The organism is Streptomyces sp. GSL17-111 (assembly GCF_037911585.1).
In the GTDB taxonomy this organism is placed as follows: domain Bacteria; phylum Actinomycetota; class Actinomycetes; order Streptomycetales; family Streptomycetaceae; genus Streptomyces.
Map to the genome: position 1 here is coordinate 4396642 of NZ_JBAJNS010000001.1, position 23591 is coordinate 4420232.

Here is a 23591-nt window from a genome sequence, read left to right on the forward strand (position 1 = left end):
CCGTGCCCGAACTCGTCCTGCCCACCGAGCGGGTGCACGCCTCCTTCCTCGCCGCCATGGACGAACTGCGCGAGGAGGGCCGCGGGGGCGCGGACGACGCCTCCATGATCGGCCGGGACATCCGGCTGTACGCGGCGCGGTGGGGCGGCCCGGAGGGCTTCGCCCAGTACGTGGCGGGTGTCCGCGCGGACGCCCTGGACACGACGCCGCGCCCGCCCGGGCACGTCCCCTCCACGACCTGGTGGTGGGTCGACGGCGACGTCTACCTCGGGCGGCTCGCCCTGCGGCACGCGCTCAACCAGCGGCTGCTGGAGTGGGGCGGGCACATCGGCTACGACGTCCGTCCCTCGGCCCGGCGCCGGGGGCACGCCACCGCGATGCTGCGGGCGGCCCTGCCGTACGCGGCGGAGCTGGGCATCGACCCGGTCCTCGTCACCTGCGACCACGACAACGTCGCCTCCCGCAGGGTCATCGAGCGCTGCGGCGGTGTCTTCGAGGACCGCCGGGCGGAGAAGCTCCGCTACTGGGTGCCGACGACGTCGCGGCGCCCGTCGGACTAGGCTTGCACCCGATCGACCCAGCGCCCCCTCCGGGCGGCGCGTTCAGCAAGGAGAAGGACCCCTGGGGAAGCGACAGCCCGAAGGCCCGCCGCCCGCACCGGCCGTACAGCGCGTCCGACTGCGCTACACGAAGCGTGGCCGCCTGAGGTTCACCAGCCACCGAGACTTCCAGCGCGCCTTCGAGCGCGCGCTGCGGCGCGCCGAGGTGCCCATGGCCTACTCGGCCGGTTTCACGCCGCACCCCAAGGTCTCCTACGCCAACGCCGCCCCCACCGGGACGGCGAGCGAGGCGGAGTACCTGGAGATCGCGCTGGCCGACCGGCGCGAGCCGGAGGCGCTGCGCACGCTGCTCGACGCGTCCCTGCCGCCCGGGCTCGACGTGCTCGACGCGGTGGAGGCCCACACCTCCGGTTTCGCCGACCGCCTGACGGCCTCCCGGTGGGAGCTGCGGCTGGAGAAGGTCGAGCCCGCCGAGGCCGAGTCGGCCGTCCGGGCGTTCCTCGACGCGCCGAGCGTCGAGGTGCAGCGGGAGACGAAAAAGGGGTTGCGCACCTTCGACGCCCGTGCGGCGGTGGCCTCCCTGGAGGTCGTCCGGACGCCCGGGGGAGAGGCGCCCGATAGGCCGGACACCGCTCCCTGTGCGATACTGCGCCTGGTGGTACGGCACCTGACACCTGCCGTGCGACCCGACGACGTCCTGTCCGGTCTCCGCGCAGCGGCCGGCCTGGCGCCGCCGGTCCCCGCAGCGGTGACCAGGCTGGCGCAGGGGCCGCTCGACGAGGAGAGTGGCACGGTGGCTGATCCGTTGGCGCCCGACCGCGACGCTGCAAGCGTCGCGACGGCGCCCGGGCCCACCGCGTAGGGCGCCGTCGCGACGCCGCCGACGTGCCAGGCACCAGGGAGCCACCCGGGTACCGCCGGAAGGCCGGCGCACACACCGACAGACTTTCGCCGTAGCCGGGCCGGATGGCCAGGAACCGGCGAGTGAGACAACAGCTCCCGTGCGGCGCCCGCGCCCCGGACCGCGACACCGTCCCGATGCCGCGTATCCGCGGCGAGCGCAGGCGTGGCATCCGGGAGCGTGACGGGAGACACCCGCGCATGCTCGAACCGACAGAATCCGCTCCGGCGGAGCGCCCGGAGAACACCACACCGAGCGACAACCTCCCCTCGCGTAGACGGCGCAGGGCCGCCTCGCGGCCTGCGGGTCCGCCCGCCCCGGCCCCCGAGGTACAGGAAGGTGCCGCCGAGGAGGCCGCCGGGCCGGTGGAGGCCACCGCGCCGGCCGCCGAGGAGCCCGTGGCGCAGTCCACGGCCCCCGATGCGGCCGCCGAGGCCAAGCCTCCGCGCACCCGGCGCCGGGCCACGCGCAAGAGCACCGCCCCGGCCGCCGCCGAGTCCTCGGACGCCCCGGCGTCCGACGCCCCGGCCGAGGCCGGGAAGGAGTCGGCCGCCGAGGCCGCACCGCCCACGCCGGCCCCGGAGCCGGAGACCTCCGGCAAGCGGAAGAAGCGGGCGCCCGCCGCGAAGAGCGAGCCCGCCGAGAAGAGCGGGACCGGGCAGGCGTCCGACGAGAAGCGGGAGAAGCCCGCGCGACGGGCGCGCAAGGCCGCCGCAGCCCCGGCGGAGGAGCGTGACGACGCCCCGGCGTCGGCCGCCGAGCCCGTGGGCCGTGGCCGCCGCACCAAGCCCGCCCTTCCGCCCACCGCCGTCTTCCAGCCGCCGGTGTTCACCGAGCCCACCTTCCAGACGCCGCAGAGCGTCGCGGCCTCCGCTGCTGCGGCGCAGGCCGAGGATGAGGACGCGGACGAGACCGAGGACGAGGCGCCCGTGGCCGACGAGCGCCCGGCGCGCCGGCGTCGTCGCCGGGCCGCCGACGCCGGCGGGCGTGCGGAGCGTCCCGAGGCCGCGAAGGCCGCGAGGGCCGCGGACGCCTCACGCTCCGAGGACTCCGACGACACCGAGGACACCTCCGACGGGAGCGGGGACGAGCCCCGCGAGGACTCCGACGAGGCGGGTGAGCGCCCGGCGCGGCGCCGCCGCCGGGGCGGCCGCCGCCGTCGCCGGGGTGAAGCCGGTGACGGTGACGGCGACGGCGACACGCCCGACCAGTCCTCCGACGACGAGGGCTCCGGATCCGCGCGGGGCACCGGTGCCGACGCCACGGGCGAGGGCCGGGACGACAGCGCGGAGGAGTCCGACGAGGGTTCCGACGAGGGGGACGAGGGCGGCACGTCCGCTTCCACCAGTAGTTCCCGTCGGCGTCGCCGCCGCCGTCGGCGCGGCGGGGACGACGCTCCGGCCGCCGCCGAGTCGTCCGGGGACGACCCGGAACGCACCGTCGTCAAGGTCCGTGAGCCGCGCAAGAAGAAGGCGGACGACGGAGACGGCGTCCAGGCGATCAAGGGTTCGACCCGGCTGGAGGCCAAGAAGCAGCGCCGCCGGGAGGGCCGCGAGCAGGGCCGCCGCCGGGTGCCGATCATCACCGAGGCCGAGTTCCTGGCCCGCCGCGAGGCCGTCAAGCGGGAGATGATCGTCCGGCAGAGCGGCGAGCGCACGCAGATCGCGGTGCTGGAGGACGACGTCCTCGTCGAGCACTTCGTGAACAAGGAGCAGGCCACCTCCTACGTCGGCAACGTCTACCTGGGCAAGGTCCAGAACGTGCTGCCGTCGATGGAGGCCGCGTTCGTCGACATCGGCAAGGGCCGCAACGCCGTGCTCTACGCCGGTGAGGTCAACTTCGAGGCGCTGGGCGTCTCCGGCGGTCCGCGCCGGATCGAGACGGCGCTGAAGTCGGGCCAGTCGGTCCTGGTCCAGGTCACCAAGGACCCGATGGGTCACAAGGGCGCCCGGCTGACCAGCCAGGTCTCCCTGCCCGGCCGGTACCTGGTCTACGTGCCCGAGGGCTCGATGACCGGCATCAGCCGCAAGCTGCCCGACACCGAGCGCTCCCGGCTGAAGCAGATCCTGAAGAAGGTCGTCCCGGACAACGCCGGCGTCATCGTGCGCACCGCCGCCGAAGGGGCCAGCGAGGACGAGCTCGCCCGTGACGTCAAGCGGCTCCAGGCCCAGTGGGAGGACATCCAGAAGCGGGCCCAGAAGGGCAACGCGCCCACCCTGCTCTACGGCGAGCCGGACATGACCGTGCGTGTGGTGCGGGACATCTTCAACGAGGACTTCACCAAGGTCGTCGTCAGCGGTGACGAGGCCTGGGAGACGATCCACAGCTACGTCACCCACGTGGCGCCCGACCTCTCCGAGCGCTTGCAGCGATGGACCTCCGAGGTCGACGTCTTCGCGACGTACCGCATCGACGAGCAGCTGATGAAGGCGCTGGACCGCAAGGTCTGGCTGCCCAGCGGCGGCTCCCTGGTGATCGACCGCACCGAGGCGATGATCGTCGTCGACGTGAACACCGGGAAGTTCACCGGTCAGGGCGGCAACCTGGAGGAGACGGTCACCAGGAACAACCTGGAGGCGGCCGAGGAGATCGTGCGCCAGCTGCGGCTGCGCGACCTGGGCGGCATCATCGTGATCGACTTCATCGACATGGTGCTGGAGTCCAACCGGGACCTCGTCCTGCGGCGGCTCCTGGAGTGCCTGGGGCGGGACCGCACCAAGCACCAGGTCGCCGAGGTCACCTCGCTCGGTCTGGTGCAGATGACCCGCAAGCGGGTCGGACAGGGCCTGCTGGAGTCCTTCTCCGAGCCGTGTGTGCACTGCAACGGGCGCGGTCTCCTCGTGCACATGGAGCAGGCACACGCCGCCGGTGGCGGCGGCAAGCGCAAGAAGAAGGGCAAGGGCGGCGGCCAGCCGGAGGCGTCGCAGGCCGAGCCCGTCGAGTCGGTCGCGCCGGTGGAGCCCGAGCCCGTGGACCGGGAACGTCCCGAGGACCTGGAGCCCGTCGCGGAGCAGGCACCGAAGGCGCTGCCCGAGCCGGCCTTCGAACCCGACGAGGACCTGTACAGCAGCATTGCCGAGGCGGAGGAGGCCGCGTCCCGGCACCGGGGCAGGGGCCGTCGCCGGGTGAGCCGGAAGTCCGGGGCGCCCGCCGCCCCCGCCGGTGCGGACGTCGCCGCCGAGTCCGCCCCCGAGGCGGTCGCGGAGCCCGCTCCCGCAGCGGAGCCGGAGCCCGAGCCCGCCGCCGCGCCGGAGCGGGACACGGGTCGCACGCGTCGGCGCGGCAGCCGCAAGGTGTCCGTGCCGGCGGGCGCGCCGAAGGCCGATGAGGAGTCGGCCGAGGCGGCGGTGACCGTCGTCGCGGCGGCCCCCGAGCCCGCCCCCGAGCCCGAGCCGGCGCCGGTCGAGCCCGAGCCGCAGCCGGCCCCCGTCGCGGCGCAGGCCCCGGCCGAGCCCGCTCCCCGGGGACGTCGTCGGGCGAGCCGTAAGGTCTCCGTGCCGGCCGGTGCGCCGAAGGCGGCCGAGGAGTCGGCGGAGGCCGCGGTGACCGTGATCCCGGCCGCCGGAGCGACGGCCGCACCCGTCGACGAGCCGGTGGCTCAGCCGACTGCGGAGCCGCAGCCCGAACCGGCCGCCGACCAGGCCGTCGCCGAGAGCGAGCCCGCCCCGGCCCGTCCGCGTCGCCGCGCCACCCGCCGGGTGACCGCACCGACCGGAGCGCCGCAGGGCGAGGCGGCCGAGGCGATCGTCCTTCCGGCGGCCGCCGGAGCCGAGGCGGAGCCTGCGGGCGGGGCCGAGCCTGTCGGCGAGGCCGAGGAGAAGCCGGCGAGGACGGCCGCGAAGAGGACGGCCGCGAAGAGGACGGCCGCGAAGAAGGCGCCCGCGAAGAAGGCCGCCGAGAAGAAGGCGGTGGCCAAGAAGGCCACGGCGAAGAAGGTCGCCGAGAAGAAGGCGCCGGCCAAGAAGGCGGCGGCGAAGAAGACGACCGCCAAGCGCGCCGCCGCGAAGAAGTCGACGGCGAAGACGGCGGCGACCCGGGCGGCCGCGGCCGAGCAGCCTGCGGCTCCGTCCGTGTCGGCCCCCACTGAGGAGTGACGGCGGCGGGCCGGGCGGGTTTCCCGTCCGGCCCGCCGCCGTGGTCCGGGGCCGGTTTGACCGGCCTGGTCAGGGGCCGTAATCTTGACCGCTGGCGTGTCACACGCGCCAGTGCTCCTGAGCACCTCCCTCCCACCCGGCCGGACAGGCCGAGGGGAGAGGCCGTCGCTGACTCCCGGGTTGTCGTGGACGTCCTCGCGGACGCCTGCGGACGGCGGCTGGCATCAGGGGTTTCCGAACGACGAACGAGAGAGAGTTCCGCGTGTACGCGATCGTGCGCACCGGCGGCCGTCAGCAGAAGGTTGCTGTCGGCGACGTCATCGAGGTTGACCGTATGTCCAGCAGCAAGGTCGGCGACACCGTCGAGCTCTCGACCGTGCTCGTGGTCGACGGGGACGCCGTCACCAGCGACCCGTGGGTGCTGGCCGGCGTGAAGGTCCAGGCCGAGGTCGTGGACCACCACAAGGGCGTCAAGATCGACATCCAGAAGTACAAGAACAAGACCGGTTACAAGAAGCGCATCGGTCACCGTCAGCTGCACACCGCGCTGAAGATCACCGGCATCCCCGCCCCGGCGAAGTAAGGGACTGAGTACAGATGGCACACAAGAAGGGCGCATCGTCCACCCGGAACGGTCGTGACTCCAACGCGAAGCGCCTCGGCGTGAAGCGTTTCGGCGGTCAGGTCGTGAGCGCGGGCGAGATCCTCATCCGTCAGCGCGGCACCCACTTCCACCCGGGCGCGGGCGTCGGCCGCGGCGGCGACGACACGCTGTTCGCGCTGGCCGCCGGCTCCGTGCAGTTCGGCACGGCCCGTGGCCGCAAGGTCGTCAACATCGTGCCGGTCGCCGAGTAACGGCACCGCACACACGTACGACCCAGCATTCACGTCGAGGGCGGACCGCCTCACCCGCGCGCACGCGCGGGGAAGCGGCTCCGCCCTCGGCGTGTTGACAAGCCCAAGAGCACCGACCAAGCCGGGAGGCATCCGTCATGACCACCTTCGTGGACCGCGTCGAGCTGCACGTCGCCGCGGGTAACGGGGGCCACGGCTGTGCCTCCGTGCACCGGGAGAAGTTCAAACCGCTCGGTGGCCCGGACGGCGGGAACGGCGGCCGGGGCGGGGACGTCGTCCTCGTCGTGGACCAGAGCGTGACCACCCTCCTGGAGTACCACCACAGCCCGCACCGCAAGGCCACCAACGGCAAGCCGGGCGCCGGCGGCCACCGCATGGGCGCGAACGGCGAGGACCTGGTGCTGCCCGTGCCGGACGGCACCGTGGTGCTGGACAAGCGGGGCAACGTGCTGGCCGACCTCGTCGGCGAGGGCACGAGCTTCGTCGCCGGTGAGGGCGGCCGGGGCGGGCTGGGCAACGCGGCCCTGGCGTCCGCTCGGCGCAAGGCGCCGGGCTTCGCGCTGCTGGGCGTGCCCGGTGAGGCGCGCGACATCGTGCTGGAGTTGAAGACGGTCGCCGACGTGGCGCTCGTCGGTTACCCGTCGGCGGGCAAGTCCTCGCTGATCGCCGTGCTCTCGGCCGCCAAGCCGAAGATCGCCGACTACCCGTTCACCACGCTCGTGCCGAACCTCGGTGTGGTCACGGCCGGGTCCAGCGTCTACACGGTGGCCGACGTGCCGGGGCTGATCCCGGGGGCGAGCGAGGGCAAGGGCCTGGGGCTGGAGTTCCTGCGGCACGTCGAGCGCTGCGCCGTCCTCGTGCACGTCCTGGACACCGCGACGCTGGAGTCCGACCGCGACCCGCTCTCCGACCTGGACGTCATCGAGGCGGAGCTGGCGCAGTACGGGCGGGGCCTGGACGACCGGCCCCGGCTGGTCGTGCTCAACAAGGTCGACATCCCCGACGGCCAGGAGCTCGCCGCGATGGTCCGCCCCGACCTGGAGGGGCGCGGCTACCGCGTCTTCGAGGTGTCGGCGCTCAGCCGTCAGGGGCTCAAGGAGCTGTCGTTCGCGCTGGCCGGCATCGTCGAGGAGGCCCGGGCCGCGCGTCCCCCGCAGGAGGCCACCCGGATCGTCATCCGCCCGCAGGCGGTCGACGACGCGGGCTTCACCGTCACCCGCGAGGCGGAGAGCCTCTTCCGGGTGCGCGGCGAGAAGCCCGAACGCTGGGTGCGGCAGACCGACTTCAACAACGACGAGGCCGTCGGCTATCTCGCCGACCGGCTGAACCGCCTCGGTGTCGAGGAGGAGCTGCTGAAGGCCGGTGCCCGCGAGGGGGACGGCGTCGCCATCGGGGCCGAGGACGACGCCGTCGTGTTCGACTGGGAGCCGACGGTCATGGCCGGTGCGGAGATGCTGGGTCGCCGGGGCGAGGACCACCGCATGGACGGCGTCCGGCCCGCCGCCCAGCGTCGCCGTGACCGCGACGCCGAGCGGGACGAGAGCCAGCAGGAGTACGACGCCTTCGACCCCTTCGACTGAGGGTCAGGCCGTCACGGAGTCCTCGGACTCCTCCGCCTCGCCGGGGACGGCCTCGCCGAGGCGCAGGCGGGTCTCCTCGCGGAGGGCGTCCTCCCGCAGGGACTCCTCGCCGGCGGCGGGCTGACGGGCCCGCCGCGCGTCGGCCCGTGCGCACAGGGCCTGCACGGCCGCGTCGAACCGCGCCAGCGAGGGCGGCTCGTCCGGGCCGAGCAGGTGACGCTTGAGCTCCGTCCGCGCCCCGGCCAGGGTGTCCAGCGCCGGGTCGCGGACGGCGGCCAGGAGCGCGGGCACTCCGGCGGCGTCCGGCGTCAGGATCGTCGCGGCCCGGACCGTCGGGAAGGCGGCGCGGAAGGCCTCCTCGTTCAGCCCCGAGGTGTTCGCGACCGCGTAGGGCTTCTCGCTGGCCAGGTAGTCCGAGACCACGCTGGAGACGTCGCTGATCAGCAGGTCCGTCGTGTTGAAGCAGGAGTAGAGGCCCGGCAGCGGTGCGTCGACGATCTGGTGCTCCCACCCGGGCACGGAGGCCCAGTACGCCGCCTCGCAGGCCTCCTGGGCCCGGCCGACGGCCTCGGCCCGCCCCGGCTCGGGGAGCGTCTGCACGAGCATCCGTTCGACGTCGTCGGCGTCCGGCCGGAAGACGGCGTCGGCCAGCTCGTTCAGCTCGGCGGTGCGGCGCGCCAGGTCGGCGGCGGCCTGCGGCCCCGGCCGCTCGCGGCCCGGCTCGGCGGCCCGAGCGGCGTTCGCCGCGTCGATCAGGGCCCGGATGCGCGCGTCGGCCTCGCCCGCCCGCGGGTCCACCGAGCCGGTCATGGGGTGCGGCTTGTAGACGAGGCGCACCGTCGGGTCCGCCAGCAGGGCCCGGACGAGGTTCTCGCCGGCCAGCATGATCGAGGTGTTGCCCGGGTCGTCGGTCCAGCCCTCCCAGGTGGGGGCGTACAGCACGTTCAGGAACGGTCCGGAGGGCGGCCCGGCCAGGGGACGGATCGGGGCGAGTTGCGGACGGCCGACCTCGACCACGTCGCGGTCGTCGACACCGATGTCGGCGAGCTGGTAGCGCTCGCGCGCCGCCGGCCCGGCGACCCACACCTCGTCGTAGGCCTTCGCGTACGGGTTGCAGCTGGAGAGCTTGTCGCTCTCACCGTGGTTGACGAAGGTGTGCTTGATGGAGGGGATGCGCAGGACCTGCGAGGTCTTCCCGGAGTTCGCCGGATGGATCATGATCTTCAGCGGCGAGTGCTCCAGTGCCATCAGGTGCGCGACCTTGGGGAGGCAGACGATCGGGACGTCCGTCGCGGCGATCCTCTGCATCATGAACCGCTCGCGCAGCACGATCAGGGGACGCCCCTCGACGGCGGCCAGCGTGCCGAGCCACATGTTCGCCTGGTACGCCGAGGAGGAACCCCCGGAGAAGTACATGGCGTGGGTCGGCCGGTAGGCGGCCAGCCACGCGTCCAGCCAGTCGAGCGTCGTGCGCTCGTCGGGCGCCCGCCGCCCGCGCAGCAGCCACCGGGCCAGCCAGCCCGTGCCGGCGACGAAGGCGGCGATCGCCACCGCCACGCCGGCCACGCCCCACACCATGTCGCGCGTCACCACGGTCACGAGCAGGCCGGCGGTGGCGGGCACCATGAAGGAGAGCAGGCGGCGGCCCGGCTGCCGGGCCAGTATGCGCGGCGGAGCGGGGCTCAGGCCGAGCTGGGAGGCGTCCACGTTGCGGGTGAGGACGGGCAGCGCCCGGTCACGTCGGACGAGCACCGCCACCAGCTGGCAGGCGAAGTGCGCGGCGTACGCCAGCAGCAGGCCCGCCACGACCGTCGCCTCACCGGCGGTGGTGGGCTCGGCCAGCCGGGCCACCCCGACGACCAGCAGCAGGTCGCGCACGAGCTGCCGGGCCGTGACGTCGAACCGTGCCCGGCCGAGCACCGCCAGCAGGCTCGGCTTCCGCTGCTGCACCACGAGGTCGAGCGCGAGCCCGCCCGCGGAGGCGATGACGAACAGCGGCAGGTTGGGCAGCAGCGCACCGGCGAGCTGGGCCGCGTAGAGCGCCAGCAGGGCGAGGAGCGCGTACAGCTGCCCCTTGCGTGCGGAGAGGAGTCCGGCGGATGGCACGGGGCAGGCTCCTGAAGAGGCGGGTGACAGAGGGTAGAGGAGCCGGTCGGACGACGACGGGCAGCCCGGACCGCTGACCGAACAGCGACCGAGGCAGGGCAAAAGGGTCATCGTGCGTAACCGGCTGATCCTCCATCGTACAGCTCACGTTCACGCCGCCCGGTGGCCCCTCGCCCGCCCCGCCGGGGCGCGGCACCCGTCCGGTCGTCCGCCCCGTGGGCCGTGCGAGCGGAACGAGAGCGACCTGACGTAGATTGCCGCCGTACGGCGCACTCAGGTGCGCATATGTCAGGAACGCACGGCTGGGGGTATCCGTGGCAGCGGCAGCTGGGACACGCGACGAGGTCCTGCGGCACGAGGTCGAGCGGGCCCGGCGCATCGTCGTGAAGGTCGGCTCCTCCTCGCTCACCACGGCGGCCGGTGGCCTGGACGCCGACCGGGTGGACGCGCTCGTCGACGTCCTCGCCAAGCACGGGGAGAGCCGTGAGAAGGAGATCGTCCTCGTCTCCTCCGGCGCCATCGCCGCCGGTCTCGCCCCTCTCGGGCTCGACCGCCGCCCGCGTGACCTGGCCCGCCAGCAGGCCGCCGCCAGCGTCGGCCAGGGTCTGCTCGTCGCGCGCTACACCGCGTCCTTCGCCCGCTACGGTCGCCGCGTCGGCCAGATCCTGCTGACGTCCGACGACACCAGCCGTCGTGGCCACTACCGCAACGCCTTCCGCACCCTGGAACAGCTGCTCGCCATGGGCGCGGTACCGGTGGTGAACGAGAACGACACGATCGCCACCGACGAGATCCGGTTCGGCGACAACGACCGGCTGGCCGCCCTCGTCGCGCACCTCGTGCGGGCGGACCTCCTCGTGCTCCTCTCCGACGTCGACGGCCTCTACGACGGCGACCCCAGCAGCCCGGGCGCCTCCCGAATCGAGGAGGTGCACGGCCCCGCCGACCTCGCGGACGTCTCCCTCGGCAGCGTCGGGGCGGCCGGAGTGGGCACCGGCGGCATGGTCACCAAGGTCGACGCCGCCCGCATCGCCGCCGGGGCCGGCATCCCCGTCGTCCTCACCTCCGCCCGCCACGCGGCCGACGCCCTCGCCGGGCGCGTGACCGGCACGTTCTTCCACCGCACCGGGCGCCGCAGCGCCGACCGGCTGCTCTGGCTCGCGCACGCCTCCAGCCCGCAGGGTGCGCTGATCCTCGACGACGGCGCCGTGGACGCGGTCGTCGGCCGCCGTACGTCCCTGCTCCCCGCAGGCGTGCAGCGCGTCGAGGGCGACTTCTCGGCCGGTGACCCGGTGGAGCTGCGGGACGCGGAGGGACACCCCGTCGCCCGCGGCCTCGTCAACTTCGACGCCAAGGAGATCCCCCAGCTGCTGGGGCGCTCCACCCGGGAGCTGGCCCGCGAGCTCGGACCGGAGTACGAGCGGGAGATCGTGCACCGCGACGACCTGGTGCTGCTCCGCCCCTGACGCACCCCGCGACGCCCGGCCGGACGTCCATACCGCGCCGTCGCGTCAGCCTTTCCACGGACACCTTCGCGAAAACGGTCACGCGCGTGCCCGGGGACTGGTCAACTGTGGTGCGGCCGTCGGGAGTACGGCCGCCGGTGCCTTCCGTAGACGGACGGAGCCCGGGCACCAGCCAGGACCGCGAAGGAGGCCGCCGTGAGGCGACTGGCCAGCGTCGGTGACGCCCCTCCCCGGCAGGACACCGCGCCGACGGCGACCGTGCCGCAGCCGGCGGCGGGCGGCGAGGAGCGAACCGCCGAACCCGAGACGGCCCGGCTGTGGCACGTCACGCTCAGCGTCTCCGGGACGGCCGTGCCGCTCGGTGAGGTGCGCCGGGGGCTGGAGCAGCTCGCGCACGACCACCCGTTCCTCATGACGAGCCGGTACGCCAACGACCACGCCGAGATCCGGTACTGGGAGGAGGCCAGGGACCTGCGGGACGCCGCCGCCGTCGCACTGCGCCTGTGGGGCGAGCACCGGGCGAGCGCCCGGCTGCCGGCCTGGGAGATCGTCGGCCTGGAGGTCGTCGACCGGGACACCTACCACCAGCGCATCGCCGAGGGGTACGGTCCGCCGCCCGCGTCGCCCGTCGGCGTCCACCCGTTCTGAGCACGGGCCCCCTCTGTGGCCGGGCGAGGACGCCCGAGGGCGCAGCGCCGTGCCCCGCGTCTCGCAGCGTGGACGACGGCGTGAGAACGCCGCGCGACCTGTCATACGCTGACGGCATGACCAGCGCCTCGATGCCTTCCGGGACCCCCGGCCCCGCGACCCCGGCCACCGCGAACGCGACGGACTCCCCCGTCCTGGAGACGGCCCGCCGCGCGCGGGAGGCCGCCACCCTCCTGGCGCCGCTGCCGCGCACCGCCCGGGAAGGCGCCCTGCTGGCCATCGCGGACGCCCTGGTGGAGCGCAGCGCCGAGATCACGGCCGCCAACGCCGAGGACACCGCCACGGCACGGGACGCGGGCACGGCCGAGGCCATCATCGACCGGCTCACCCTGACCCCGGAGCGCATCGCGGCCATCGCCGCCGACGTGCGTGACGTCGTCGCCCTGCCCGACCCCGTCGGCGAGGTGGTCCGGGGCTCCACCCTCCCGAACGGCCTGGAGCTGCGGCAGGTCCGGGTGCCCCTCGGTGTCGTCGGCATCATCTACGAGGCCCGCCCCAACGTGACGGTCGACGCCGCCGCGCTGTGCCTGAAGTCCGGGAACGCCGTCCTGCTGCGGGGCTCCTCCTCCGCGTACGCCTCGAACCGCGCGCTCGTCGCCGTCCTGCGGGACGCGGTGGCCTCCGCCGGGCTGCCGGCGGACGCCGTCCAGCTCGTCCCCGGCCTCAGCCGGGACAGCGTGACGGAGCTGATGACGGCACGGGGCCTGGTCGACGTGCTGATCCCGCGCGGCGGCGCCTCGCTCATCAAAACGGTCGTCGAGGGATCCACCGTCCCCGTGATCGAGACGGGCACCGGCAACTGCCACGTCTACGTGGACGAGCGGGCCGACGTGGACATGGCCGTGGACATCCTGGTGAACGCCAAGGCCCAGCGGCCGAGCGTCTGCAACGCGGCGGAGACCGTCCTCGTGCACGAAGGCGTCGCCGAGGTCTTCCTGCCGCGTGCCCTGGAGGCCCTCGCCGCCGCCGGCGTCACCGTGCACGGCGACGCGGTCTGGCAGAAGGCGGGCGCGGACGTCGTCGCGGCCACCGAGGAGGACTGGGAGAGCGAATACCTCTCCTACGACATCGCCGCCGCCGTCGTCCCGGACCTGGACGCCGCCGTCGCCCACATCCGCCGCTACAGCTCCGGGCACACCGAGGCCATCGTCACCCGTGACACCGCCGCCGCCCGCCGCTTCGTCTCCCTGGTGGACTCCACGGCCGTCATGGTCAACGCCTCCACCCGCTTCACCGACGGCAGCCAGTTCGGCTTCGGCGCGGAGATCGGCATCTCGACCCAGAAGCTGCACGCGCGCGGTCCGATGGGTCTGCCCGAGCTGACGTCCACCAAGTACGTCGTCACCGGCGACGGGCACGTGCGCGACTGAACCGGCGCCGGGCGTCGGGGGCGGAATGCGCCGATCCTCTGCCCCGGAGCACGGAACGGGTCTACGCTGGTGGGGTGCCGGACGAGGCGACCGGCCCGCCGTCCTTCGACGACGAGGGGCCTGACGACCGCGACCACGGTGCCGAGAACGTTTTCGACGCCGTGGTCCTCGACGAGGACTTCATCCGTGCGGCGGTGGTGCACGAGCCCACCGCCGCCGAACGGCACCGGGCCGCGGCCCGGGCCAGGGCGGAGGCCGAGGCGGCGGCGTCGCGCGAGGAGGCTCGCGGTCACGGCGGCCCGGAGGGCGGTCACGGCGGCCCGGAGGGCCACCCGGACGACGCCGACGACGACGGCTTCTCGTCGAGGTACCCGTCCTACGACTACCTCGACAGCGAGGACGACGACCCGTTCGACGACGATGCCGTCCGCGCCCACCCCAATCCCCACTACGCGGAGTGGGCCGCCGGCCGTTCCGCCCGCCACCGGGCGCCGGTGCGCTGGTACCGCCCGGTCGCCTGGGTGCTGGCCGTCCTCATGGGCGTCGGCGCGGTCGCCATGGCCCTCACCGCCGCCCAGCGTGGCGCACCCGCACAGCGCGAGGAGCCCCGCAACCCCCCGGCCTCCACGGAGCCGGACGGGCTCGGCGCCCCCGCGCCCCACCCACAGGCCCCGGCCGGAGCCGCCGCGGCCTTTTGAGCCCCGCTTTCCTGAACTCGACGCGGGGCAGGGCGTGTACACACCCCGCGAGCGGCCTACTCTGTCTGTATGGCCGGGCGTGCAGATTCTCCCGACGGCATACCGGGAGGCAGTGACGACGAGTTCCGTTCGACGGTCTTCGACGAGTCGTTCGTGCGGCAGGCCCGTCTGCAGGAGTACTCGGCCCAGGAGCGGCTGGACGACCCCGAGCACCGGGAGCACCCGGTGCGGCGGCAGCCGTCCGGCGTCATGCGCCTCGGCGGGTCCTCCGTCAAGCAGGGGATCGTCCTGCTCACCCTGGTCGTCCTCGCCTTCGCCACCGCCGTGTACATGGGCATGTCCGGCGCCTACCAGCGGGAGCCGGTGGGGGAGGCCCCGCCGCTGCGGGCCTCCGTCGTCCCCCTCAGCCCGCGCGGCCCGGTGCCGGGAGGTACGCCCGAGCGCCTGTTCGCCACCGGCCCCGCCGCCGACTTCCGCGTCGGTGCGGCGGGTGTGACGCGGCCCGAGCCGACGGCGACCCGGGACTTCACCGAGACACAGGTCGGGGCCGCGCTCGAGCTCGCCAAGAACTACGTCGTCGCCTCCGCGGTGGACTCCCGCGTCCTCAGGGGCAGCAGCCTCACCCCCGTGCGGCGGTTCCTCGTCCCGGACCAGCGCACCGACCTCGACCGGAGCGTGCGGGAGGCGGCGACCACGGGCACCACCACCCAGAGCGCCGGCGGCCCCGACGGCGTCCCGCCCGTGACCGGCTGGCTGGTCCGCTTCGACACCCAGAAGGTGACGCTGTCCGACGCGGGGGTGCGGGTCCGGGGCTCCCTGACCGTCACCCAGCGCGACCCGAACGCGCTGGAGGTCACGGCCGACCACGTCTTCGTCTACGCCGTACGGGCTGCGGGGCAGGCCGACGAGGAGCGCTCCTCGCTGGTCACCGTGCGGCGCCAGGTGCGCATGGTGATGCAGCGCGCGGACCTGCTGGACCAGCGGCTGCGCCTGGAACACGTCGTCATGCAGGCCGGTCCGCTGGCCTGCGGCACCCCCAACACCGACATGCTGCGGCCGCTCGCCGCCGGCGAGTCGGCCGACGGCGAGGAGGTGACCGGCACCGATCCCTTCGCCGACCGGCCCCTCGGATCGCCCGTGTGCGGGGTGCTGGCCGACGCGGCGCAGCCGGACCCGTCCCGCCGCTGACGCGCCCCGGGCCCGCGCCGGCGCGGGCCCGCACCGCGTGGGCCCGGGGCAGGAGGGGCTACGAGCCCTTCGGGCCGCCCTGGCCGCCGTCCGCCGTGCCGTCGCCGTCGCCGGAGCCGTCCGCCCGGCGTCCGCCGCCCGTCGCGAAGTCACGCAGCTTGCCGCCGAGGTCGCCGGCGCCGCCCGCGACGTCCCGGATGAGGCCCATGAGGGGGTCCTTGCTGTTCTTCACCGAGTCCCGGTAGTGGCCGGCCGATTCCCGGAGGGAGTCGGTCACCGAGGTGTCGTTGTCCTCGCCGCGACGCGGGTAGTGGCCGTCCATGACCCGCTGGTAGTCGCGGCTCTGCGCCCAGGCGCGCAGCTCGGCCGCGCGGACCGTGGTGAAGGGGTGGGTGCGGGGCAGCACCTGGAGGATCTTGAGCACGGAGTCCCGCAGGTCGCCGTTCGCCTTCTCGTACTCGTCGGCCTGGGCGAGGAAGGCGTCGATGTTCATCTCGTGCAGGTGGTGGCCGCCGGCGAGCTTCATGAGCCCGCGCATCGAAGCCTCCAGGTCCTGCCCGACGAGCAGGCCGGCCCGGTCCGCCGAGAGCTCCGACTTGCGGAACCACTCGCGCAGCGCCGTGACGAGCGCCATGATCGCCACGTTGCCCAGCGGGATCCACGCGACCTTCACCGCGAAGCTGGTCAGGAAGAGCAGTATGGTGCGGTAGAGGGCGTGTCCGGACAGTGCGTGCCCGACCTCGTGCCCGATGACCGCGCGCATCTCCTCCTCGTCCAGCAGCTCCACCAGGCCGGTGGTCAGGACGATGATCGGTTCGTCGAGGCCGATGCACATGGCGTTGGGCTGCGGGTTCTGCGTCACGTACATCGCCGGGACCTTCTCCAGGTCCAGGATGTAGCAGGCGTCGCGCAGCATGTCGTTGAGGTAGGCGAACTGCTGGTCGCCCACCCGCACGGAGTCGGAGAGGAACAGCAGCCGCAGGCTGCGCTCGGGCAGCAGGCCGCTGAGCGTCTTGAAGACCGTGTCGAAGCCCGTCAGCTTGCGCAGCGCCACGAGCGCGGAACGGTCGGAGGGGTGTTCGTAGGCCCGGGAGGAGATCTCCGGGAAGCGCCGCCGGTCACGGCCCGGCAGGTGCCCGGTTTTTCTCGTGCTGTCGCTCATTCGGCCCCCATGTAGCGAGAGTGCGTCAGGCCCGTCCCCTCACAGGCCGTTCCGGTCGGTCTCGGCGACCGGCCCGGCCCAGCCTACGGGGTGGGTGCACCGGCCGCGAGAATCCTCTCCGCTTACGATGTGCTGAACCTCCTGCCCAGTTCCCTCCCGGACAAGGTCCAGATGACGATGACTCTTCTCAGCTCCGCCCCCGTCCTCTCCCTGATCGCCTCGGAAGGCGAGGAGCACGGTGCGTACGCCAGCCTCAACCCGTGGCTCATCGGCGGCATCGGGCTGTTCATCCTGCTGCTCCTGCTGTGGGGCACCACCCGCTTCAACCGGGACCGCTGAGCGACGCGGGCGGCGGGGCGACAGCGGTTAGGGTCAGCGCATGGCAGAGCACATAGTGCCGGGCCCGGGCAGGCGCCGGCTCGGCGTGATGGGCGGGACCTTCGACCCGATCCACCACGGCCACCTGGTCGCGGCCAGCGAGGTGGCGGCGCGGTTCGATCTCGACGAGGTCATCTTCGTGCCCACCGGCCAGCCGTGGCAGAAGAGCCACCAGCAGGTGTCGCCCGCCGAGGACCGCTACCTGATGACGGTCATCGCCACGGCCTCCAACCCGCAGTTCTCCGTCAGCCGCCTGGACATCGACCGGGGCGGCAAGACGTACACCATCGACACGCTCCGGGACCTGCGGGCCGAGCACCCCGACGACGACCTGTTCTTCATCACCGGCGCCGACGCCCTGGGCCAGATCCTGACCTGGCGGGACGCCGACGAGCTGTTCTCCCTGGCCCACTTCATCGGCGTCACCCGGCCCGGCCACCACCTCGCCGACCCCGGCCTGCCGGACGGCGGGGTCTCCCTCATCGAGGTGCCGGCCCTGGCGATCTCCTCCACGGACTGCCGGGCGCGGGTGGCGCACGGCGACCCGGTCTGGTATCTCGTGCCGGACGGCGTCGTGCGGTACATCACCAAGCGCCGCCTCTACCGGGACGCGTCGGTACCGAACAGCTAGAGGGGCGGCAGGCGTGAACGACCGACAGGAACCGTACGGCGCACAGCGGTTCGTCGGGTACGACGAGTACGGTCGGCCGGTCTACGAGGACCCGTACGCCCCGGACCCGGGGGCCTACGCCCCGAACCCCGACGCCTACGGCGCGCCCCCCGTCGCCGAGGCCCCCCGGCAGCCCGCACCGGAGTACGGCTACGGCGCACCGGACGGCTACGCCGCTCCGGAAGGGACCGGCGCACCGGGCTACGGGTACGACCCCTACCAGGGCGGGCAGGACGCGACGGCGTGGATGCCGCAGCAGCAGCCGTTCACCGAATCCGCCCAGCAGCCCTACGCACCGCACCCGGAGGCGTCCGCCACGCCGTACCCGGAGGCGTCCTACCCGGGGTCGGACTATCCGGAGGCGTCCTACCCGGGGACGTCCTACCCGGCTGCCCCCTCGTACGACGGGTCGGCGGCGTACGGGCAGTACGGGCAGCAGCAGTCGTACCCGCAGGAGCCCGGGTACGGGCAGCAGGCCGCCTACGAGACGTACCCCGCGTACCGGGCCGAGCCCGAGCCCGAGCCCGGTTCCGGGCCCGCGCCCGGGACGCCGCCGGAGGGTGCCACCGACGGCTCCGGTCGCGCCGAGGACGGTGGCGGCCCGCCGCACGTGGCCGACCGGGCCGGTGCGAGCCCGGCCGAGGACGGCGAACCGTACCGGACGGAGCAGTTCTCCTTCATCGAGGAGGAGAGCGGGCAGTCCGAAGACGTCATCGACTGGATGAAGTTCAGCGAGAGTCGGACGGAACGCCGAGAGGAGGCCAAGCGCCGCGGACGCCACCGCACGATCGCCCTCGTGGTGGCCGCCGTGCTGCTGGTCGTCGGCGGCACCGGCTACCTGTGGTCGGCGGGGAAGCTGCCGTTCCTGGGAGAGGACGGGACGGAGGCCGCCAAGCCCGGCGGGGAGCGGCCCGACGTGGTCGTCCTGCACCTGCGGGACATCGACACCGAGAACGTCTCCACCGCCCTGCTCGTCCGCAACGAGGCCGCGGGCAGCAGCACCACCGTCCTGCTGCCCAACTCCCTCGCCCTGACGACGACCGACGGGAGCACGACGACGCTCGGACAGTCCTTCGAGGGGCAGGGTGCGGGGGCCACCCGGGAGGCCCTCGGGACCCTTCTCGGCGCCACCTTCCAGGGCACGTGGCGGCTGGACACCCCGTTCCTGGAGAACCTCGTCGAAGCCGTCGGCGGAATCACCCTCGACGCCGACGCCACCGTCCCGGCGGAGGAGGAGGACGACCCGCCCCTCGTCGCCGAGGGACCGAACCGCGACCTCAACGGGCGGGCGGCCGTCGCGTACGCCACCCACCGCGCCGAGGACGAGGAGCAGACCCGGCAGCTCGCCCGTTTCGGGCGGGTGATCCACGCGGTCCTGGAGAAACTCTCCACCGACCCCGCCGCCGCCACCGAGACCGTCGTCGGCCTGGGGCAGATCCCCGACCCGTCGCTCACCGACGGCCAGCTCGGCGGAGCCCTCGCGGAGCTCGCCGCCCACGCCCGTGCCGACAAGCTGGAGACCACCCTGCTCCCCGTGGAGCAGAACGGGACGCTCAGCGACGAGACGGCGCGCGGGCTGGTCAAGGAGGTGCTGGGCGGTACCGTGCGCAACTCCGATCCGGGAGCCGCCGTGAGCGTCAGCGTCCGCGACGCCACCGGCGAGGAGGGTGCCGCGCAGAGCGCCCAGATCACGCTCATCAACGGGGGCTACACCGTGGTGCCGGCGCGGCAGGCCGACGCCTCGGCCGACAGCAGCACCGTGACCTACGCCGACGAGGCGGACGCGGAGAAGGCCGAGGAGGTCGCGAAGACCCTCGGGCTCCCCGAGGACGCCGTCCGGCAGGGGGAGGGCGCCGCCAACGCCGACGTCACGGTCGTCCTCGGGACGGACTTCGACTCCTAGCGGCGGGCCACCGCCCCGGGCCGTGCCGGGGCGGTGGCCCGCCTCGCACGTGACGTGCGGCGCGTCGTGAGACCCTTGAGGCGTACTTTTCTGTGTACTCCTCCGTGTTCCCGACCGAAAGCCTTCACCTGTGACCGCCACCGACCGCTCCATGGAGCTGATCAACACCGCGGCCCAGGCCGCCGCGGACAAGCTCGCACACGACGTCGTCGCCTACGACGTGAGCGACGTCCTCGCCATCACCGACGCCTTCCTCCTCGCCTCGGCGCCCAACGACCGTCAGGTCAAGGCGATCGTCGACGGCATCGAGGAGCGGCTGCTCAAGGAGCTGGGCGCCAAGCCCGTCCGCCGAGAGGGCGAGCGCGACGGCCGCTGGGTGCTGCTCGACTACGTCGACGTCGTGGTGCACGTGCAGCACAGCGAGGAGCGTGTCTTCTACGCCCTGGAGCGGCTGTGGAAGGACTGCCCCGAGCTTGACCTCCCCGCCGACGCCGAGGCCACCCGTACCAAGGACGCCCCCCGACCCGACGCGGCGGAGGACGAGTGATGCGGGGGCGCCGGATCGTCCTGTGGCGGCACGGGCAGACCTCGTGGAACCTCGAGCGCCGCTTCCAGGGCTCCACCGACATCCCCCTCACCGCCGAGGGACTCAACCAAGCACGCCGCGCCGCCCGGCTCCTCGCCGCTCTCCGGCCCGACGCGATCATCGCCTCCGACCTCGTCCGCGCCCGTGCCACGGCCGCGGAGCTGGCGTCCCTCACCGGCCACGAGGTACAGCACGAGGACGCCCTGCGGGAGACCTACGCCGGGCAGTGGCAGGGGCTGACGCACGACGAGATCGTCGAGCGGTACGGCGAGCAGTACGCGGCCTGGAAGCGCGGGGAGCCGGTCCGTCGCGGCGGCGGGGAGCTGGAGACGGAGGTCGCCGACCGGGCGGCGCCCGTGGTGGAGCGCAACGCCGACAAGCTGCCCGACGGCGGGACGCTCGTCGTCGTCAGCCACGGCGGCACCATCCGCACGACGATCGGCCGGCTGCTGGGGCTGGAGCCGCACGCGTGGGAGTCGCTGGGCGGCCTGTCGAACTGCTCCTGGTCCGTCCTCGGCGAGAGCCTGCGCGGTTGGCGGCTGCTGGAGCACAACGCCGGCAGCCTGCCCGAACCCGTCCTCGGGGACGACGACTGAACGGTCCGTTCCGCCCCGGCCGGATTTCGCGTTTCGGCTGGTCGCCAGGTAGAGTTCTACTCGTTCGCGGCCCGCCGGTCACACCGGGTGAAGCCGGGAGCGCGGGGCTATAGCTCAGTTGGTAGAGCGCTTGCATGGCATGCAAGAGGTCAGGAGTTCAATTCTCCTTAGCTCCACAGCGACACTGATCCCGTCCTCCGTGTGGAGGGCGGGATTTCCGCGTCCCGGCACCGGGACGGTCTGCTGTGTTCCGTCGTGACGTGGCAGAATCATCGCCAGCAGGGGGAACAGCCCGAAAGGGAGGGACGCCGCGGTGCCCAGGCGCATCCACCGCCCACGCGAGGGCCAGCTCGCATCCGGACCGACCCCCGAGGCCGGGGCCTGAATGGGGGCGCACAGCCGGAAGTGCGACTGGTGCGGCAGCGGCACGCCCATCGTGCGGGACATGGAGCCGCTCAACGCCCGCTACCAGTACTGGTGTGTCGAGTGCGCCCGTGCGTTGATCATCAAGGGCGACCCCATCGAGACGTACCGCGAGCTGGAGGGCGAGCCGATCTACGGCCGCCTGCTGGACGAACACTGCACCCTCAAGCGCTTCTACTCCTTCGTCACCGTCTGACCCGCCGCGACCCGTTCGCCCCCACGGTCGCGGCGCCCGCCACCCCGCCGCCTCCCGCGCGGCCCGGAGGGCTTCGGAAAACCGACTTGGCGCCGCACCGCCCGGTCCGTGTACAGTAGGCGTCGCCGCCGCGGGGGAAACCCTGCGGGGGACCAGACCCGGGGCTATAGCTCAGTTGGTAGAGCGCTTGCATGGCATGCAAGAGGTCAGGAGTTCAATTCTCCTTAGCTCCACAGTTCACACGGCGGGCCACTCCTTCGGAGTGGCCCGCCGTCGCGTTGCGGCCCACCGGACGTCGGTCCTCGGGCGATCCCCTAGGGGACGGACTTCGGGAGCGGTCCGGGGCTCCGCCGACTCACGCCGCCTCGCAGCCCGTACGCTGGAACCGACGGCAGGCGACGGAGGGAAGGCTCGGCCATGGAGATCGCTGTTTCGGTGGTGTCCCTGATCTTCCTGGCGTTCGTGGTCCTCGGGGTGATCGCGACCGTCAAAGCGGTGCGTGCCGTGCGCAGCGGTGTCCGGCGCACCACCACCGAGGTCCGCAAAACCATCGACACCACGGCGCTGCGGGCCCGTTCCGCCCAGTTCGGCCCGGTCGGTGAGCTGGCGCGCGCCCGGCTCGAACTCCGTTCCTCCATCGACAGCACGCGCCGCGAGCTGACCGCCGCCAGCCCGGGCGACCCCTCCCTGGCCGAGGCGGCCGCGCTGCTGGACCGGCTGCACGAGCACGCGCGCGGTCTGGACCGGGAGATGGGCGCGCTCATGGACCGCGAGCCCGACCGCGCCCGCATCACCGCTCAGCTCCCCGAGCTGCGGAGCCGCGCGCAGGAGATCAGGGAGTCGGCCGACTCCCTGCGGTTCGCGGCGCGAGACCGCGCCCGACGCCACCACGGGGAGGAACTCGGCGCGCTGCGCGACCAGATCGCCATCGAGTCGGGTGCGCTGCGCCACTGGGACCCACCGCAACAGCCCCTGACGGAGCCGGCGCCGCAGCCGCAGCCCCTGCCGCTGTCCGACCCGCCGCCGAGCCCGTCCCGACCGGGCCTGCGCAAGGCGTCCGACGCCGACGGGGGCTAGCCCGCCGGGGCGGCGGCGGAGGTCAGGCTGCCACCGCCCCGCGCGACGCAGTAATCTCCGGGCCATGGCCCGTCATGTCGCGATCATCACCGATTCCACGGCGTACCTGCCGCCCGAGGCACTGCGGGAGCACCGCATCACCTCGGTGCCGCTGACCGTCGTGGTGGACGGCGAGCCGCTGGAGGAGGGCGCCGAGATCTCCGCGCGCGCCCTGGTCGAGGCGCTGCGTCGGCGCCGTCCCGTCACCACGTCCCGGCCGAGCCCCGAGATGTTCGCCGCCGCCTACCGGGCGGCCGCCGAGGCCGGGGCCGACGGCGTCGTCTCCCTGCACCTGTCGGCCGAGTTCTCCGGCACCCACGACGCAGCCGTCCTGGCCGCGGCCGACGCCCCGCTCCCGGTCCGGGTCGTGGACTCGGGCCTGGTCGGGATGGCTCTCGGCTTCAGCGCGCTGGCCGCCGCCGAGACCGCCGGCACCGGTGGGACCCTCGACGAGGCCGTGGCCGCAGCCGAGAAGCGGGCGGCCGACACGTCCACCTACTTCTACGTCGACACCCTGGAACACCTGCGGCGCGGCGGCCGCATCGGTGCGGCACAGGCGCTGTTGGGCTCCGCGCTCGCCGTGAAGCCGCTGCTGGAGCTGACCGAGGGACGCATCGGGCCGCTGGAGAAGGTGCGGACGTCGAGCAGGGCCATCGCCCGGCTGGAGGAACTGGCCGTAGCCCGGGCGGGCACGGTCCCGGTGGACGTCGCCGTTCACCACCTCGACGCGCCCGAGCGGGCCCAGCAGCTCGCCGACCGGCTGCGGGACCGTGTGCCCGGCCTGCGGGAGCTGCACGTCAGTGAGGTCGGAGCCGTCATCGGCGCGCACACCGGCCCCGGCCTGCTCGCCACCGTCGTCTCGCCCTGCTGATCCGGCGGATCGGGCTGATCCGGCCGGGCGGGCGGACGCCGCGGAGGGGGCCGGCGTCAAGGCGGTGTGGCGCGTTCGCTCGCGCGGGGGGTTGAGTTATCCACAACCGGCCGGTATTCCACCGGAATTCGTGGAGTGCAGCGAAGTGCCGGAACGGTCCCTAC

General features: G+C 73.7%; 21 protein-coding genes and 2 tRNA genes. 21 read left to right on the top strand and 2 right to left on the bottom strand.

Going from position 1 to position 23591, the window contains the following annotated elements; all coding sequences use genetic code 11:
• The first annotated feature begins 2 nt into the window (after positions 1-2).
• From V6D49_RS19620 to obgE, 6 genes are all read left to right on the top strand, one after another.
• Positions 3-560, top strand: coding sequence for a GNAT family N-acetyltransferase (locus tag V6D49_RS19620; RefSeq protein ID WP_340561545.1), 558 nt, complete (start codon positions 3-5; stop codon positions 558-560).
• Positions 561-621: 61 nt separating this feature from the next.
• Complete coding sequence (locus V6D49_RS19625) at positions 622-1422, top strand: TIGR03936 family radical SAM-associated protein (RefSeq protein ID WP_340564150.1); 801 nt, start codon at positions 622-624, stop codon at positions 1420-1422.
• Between the two features lie 239 nt (positions 1423-1661).
• The gene (locus V6D49_RS19630) at positions 1662-5555 is read left to right on the top strand and encodes an Rne/Rng family ribonuclease (RefSeq protein WP_340561547.1); all 3894 of its coding nucleotides are present in this window, start codon (positions 1662-1664) and stop codon (positions 5553-5555) included.
• A gap of 262 nt (positions 5556-5817) precedes the next feature.
• A complete protein-coding gene (gene rplU / locus V6D49_RS19635; protein WP_191207956.1) occupies positions 5818-6138 on the top strand; it encodes a 50S ribosomal protein L21 in 321 nt (106 codons plus the stop codon).
• A 14-nt stretch (positions 6139-6152) separates the two neighbouring features.
• Positions 6153-6410, top strand: a complete 258-nt coding sequence (gene rpmA / locus V6D49_RS19640) for a 50S ribosomal protein L27 (protein WP_191207955.1) — start codon at positions 6153-6155, stop codon at positions 6408-6410.
• Between the two features lie 137 nt (positions 6411-6547).
• Positions 6548-7990: a GTPase ObgE gene (gene obgE, locus V6D49_RS19645; protein WP_340561549.1), complete on the top strand. Its 1443-nt coding sequence runs from the start codon at positions 6548-6550 to the stop codon at positions 7988-7990.
• 3 nt (positions 7991-7993) lie between these two features.
• Here obgE and V6D49_RS19650 read toward each other — a convergent pair whose 3' ends face one another.
• Complete coding sequence (locus V6D49_RS19650) at positions 7994-10096, bottom strand: hypothetical protein (RefSeq protein ID WP_340561551.1); 2103 nt, start codon at positions 10094-10096, stop codon at positions 7994-7996.
• A gap of 314 nt (positions 10097-10410) precedes the next feature.
• Here V6D49_RS19650 and proB point away from each other — a divergent pair, with 314 nt between their 5' ends.
• From proB to V6D49_RS19675, 5 genes are all read left to right on the top strand, one after another.
• On the top strand, positions 10411-11562 hold the full coding sequence (proB, locus tag V6D49_RS19655) for a glutamate 5-kinase (RefSeq protein ID WP_340561553.1): 1152 nt from the start codon (positions 10411-10413) through the stop codon (positions 11560-11562).
• Positions 11563-11757: 195 nt separating this feature from the next.
• The gene (locus V6D49_RS19660; RefSeq protein ID WP_445330555.1) at positions 11758-12210 is read left to right on the top strand and encodes a hypothetical protein; all 453 of its coding nucleotides are present in this window, start codon (positions 11758-11760) and stop codon (positions 12208-12210) included.
• A 131-nt stretch (positions 12211-12341) separates the two neighbouring features.
• Complete coding sequence (locus tag V6D49_RS19665; RefSeq protein ID WP_340564154.1) at positions 12342-13640, top strand: glutamate-5-semialdehyde dehydrogenase; 1299 nt, start codon at positions 12342-12344, stop codon at positions 13638-13640.
• 74 nt (positions 13641-13714) lie between these two features.
• Positions 13715-14338 carry an SCO2584 family spore wall biosynthesis protein gene (locus V6D49_RS19670; protein WP_340561554.1) on the top strand — a complete coding sequence of 208 codons (624 nt, stop codon included), beginning with the start codon at positions 13715-13717 and terminating at the stop codon, positions 14336-14338.
• Positions 14339-14407: 69 nt separating this feature from the next.
• Positions 14408-15526, top strand: coding sequence for an SCO2583 family membrane protein (locus V6D49_RS19675; protein WP_340561556.1), 1119 nt, complete (start codon positions 14408-14410; stop codon positions 15524-15526).
• Positions 15527-15584: 58 nt separating this feature from the next.
• Here V6D49_RS19675 and V6D49_RS19680 read toward each other — a convergent pair whose 3' ends face one another.
• Positions 15585-16688, bottom strand: coding sequence for a M48 family metallopeptidase (locus tag V6D49_RS19680; RefSeq protein ID WP_340561558.1), 1104 nt, complete (start codon positions 16686-16688; stop codon positions 15585-15587).
• A gap of 177 nt (positions 16689-16865) precedes the next feature.
• On the opposite strand from V6D49_RS19680, the gene V6D49_RS19685 reads away from it, so the two are divergent.
• From V6D49_RS19685 to V6D49_RS19730, 10 genes are all read left to right on the top strand, one after another.
• On the top strand, positions 16866-17027 hold the full coding sequence (locus V6D49_RS19685) for a hypothetical protein (protein ID WP_340561560.1): 162 nt from the start codon (positions 16866-16868) through the stop codon (positions 17025-17027).
• Between the two features lie 40 nt (positions 17028-17067).
• On the top strand, positions 17068-17697 hold the full coding sequence (gene nadD / locus V6D49_RS19690; protein ID WP_340561561.1) for a nicotinate-nucleotide adenylyltransferase: 630 nt from the start codon (positions 17068-17070) through the stop codon (positions 17695-17697).
• Between the two features lie 13 nt (positions 17698-17710).
• Positions 17711-19639, top strand: coding sequence for a LytR C-terminal domain-containing protein (locus V6D49_RS19695; protein ID WP_340561563.1), 1929 nt, complete (start codon positions 17711-17713; stop codon positions 19637-19639).
• A 130-nt stretch (positions 19640-19769) separates the two neighbouring features.
• Positions 19770-20186: a ribosome silencing factor gene (gene rsfS, locus V6D49_RS19700; RefSeq protein WP_340561565.1), complete on the top strand. Its 417-nt coding sequence runs from the start codon at positions 19770-19772 to the stop codon at positions 20184-20186.
• Positions 20186-20821 (top strand): histidine phosphatase family protein, encoded by a 636-nt coding sequence (locus V6D49_RS19705; protein ID WP_340561566.1) that lies wholly within the window; start codon positions 20186-20188, stop codon positions 20819-20821. The genes rsfS and V6D49_RS19705 overlap by 1 nt, the downstream gene beginning before the upstream one ends.
• A gap of 103 nt (positions 20822-20924) precedes the next feature.
• A tRNA-Ala gene (locus tag V6D49_RS19710) sits at positions 20925-20997 on the top strand.
• A gap of 209 nt (positions 20998-21206) precedes the next feature.
• Positions 21207-21440 carry a hypothetical protein gene (locus V6D49_RS19715; RefSeq protein WP_191207945.1) on the top strand — a complete coding sequence of 78 codons (234 nt, stop codon included), beginning with the start codon at positions 21207-21209 and terminating at the stop codon, positions 21438-21440.
• A 160-nt stretch (positions 21441-21600) separates the two neighbouring features.
• Positions 21601-21673: transfer RNA gene (locus V6D49_RS19720), tRNA-Ala, on the top strand.
• A gap of 184 nt (positions 21674-21857) precedes the next feature.
• Positions 21858-22517, top strand: a complete 660-nt coding sequence (locus V6D49_RS19725; RefSeq protein ID WP_340561568.1) for a hypothetical protein — start codon at positions 21858-21860, stop codon at positions 22515-22517.
• A 64-nt stretch (positions 22518-22581) separates the two neighbouring features.
• Positions 22582-23427 carry a DegV family protein gene (locus V6D49_RS19730; protein ID WP_340561570.1) on the top strand — a complete coding sequence of 282 codons (846 nt, stop codon included), beginning with the start codon at positions 22582-22584 and terminating at the stop codon, positions 23425-23427.
• Positions 23428-23591 lie beyond the last annotated feature (164 nt).

What these genes read in the sequence shown, in the direction of transcription:
- V6D49_RS19685 (WP_340561560.1), top strand. Translation starts at nt 16,866, where the DNA reads ATGACTCTTCTCAGCTCCGCCCCCGTCCTCTCCCTGATCGCCTCGGAA.
- V6D49_RS19665 (WP_340564154.1), top strand. Translation starts at nt 12,342, where the DNA reads ATGCCTTCCGGGACCCCCGGCCCCGCGACCCCGGCCACCGCGAACGCG.
- V6D49_RS19705 (WP_340561566.1), top strand. Translation starts at nt 20,186, where the DNA reads ATGCGGGGGCGCCGGATCGTCCTGTGGCGGCACGGGCAGACCTCGTGG.
- V6D49_RS19725 (WP_340561568.1), top strand. Translation starts at nt 21,858, where the DNA reads ATGGAGATCGCTGTTTCGGTGGTGTCCCTGATCTTCCTGGCGTTCGTG.
- nadD (WP_340561561.1), top strand. Translation starts at nt 17,068, where the DNA reads ATGGCAGAGCACATAGTGCCGGGCCCGGGCAGGCGCCGGCTCGGCGTG.
- V6D49_RS19680 (WP_340561558.1), bottom strand. Translation starts at nt 16,688, where the DNA reads ATGAGCGACAGCACGAGAAAAACCGGGCACCTGCCGGGCCGTGACCGG.
- V6D49_RS19730 (WP_340561570.1), top strand. Translation starts at nt 22,582, where the DNA reads ATGGCCCGTCATGTCGCGATCATCACCGATTCCACGGCGTACCTGCCG.
- V6D49_RS19630 (WP_340561547.1), top strand. Translation starts at nt 1,662, where the DNA reads ATGCTCGAACCGACAGAATCCGCTCCGGCGGAGCGCCCGGAGAACACC.
- V6D49_RS19675 (WP_340561556.1), top strand. Translation starts at nt 14,408, where the DNA reads ATGGCCGGGCGTGCAGATTCTCCCGACGGCATACCGGGAGGCAGTGAC.
- V6D49_RS19715 (WP_191207945.1), top strand. Translation starts at nt 21,207, where the DNA reads ATGGGGGCGCACAGCCGGAAGTGCGACTGGTGCGGCAGCGGCACGCCC.
- rpmA (WP_191207955.1), top strand. Translation starts at nt 6,153, where the DNA reads ATGGCACACAAGAAGGGCGCATCGTCCACCCGGAACGGTCGTGACTCC.
- obgE (WP_340561549.1), top strand. Translation starts at nt 6,548, where the DNA reads ATGACCACCTTCGTGGACCGCGTCGAGCTGCACGTCGCCGCGGGTAAC.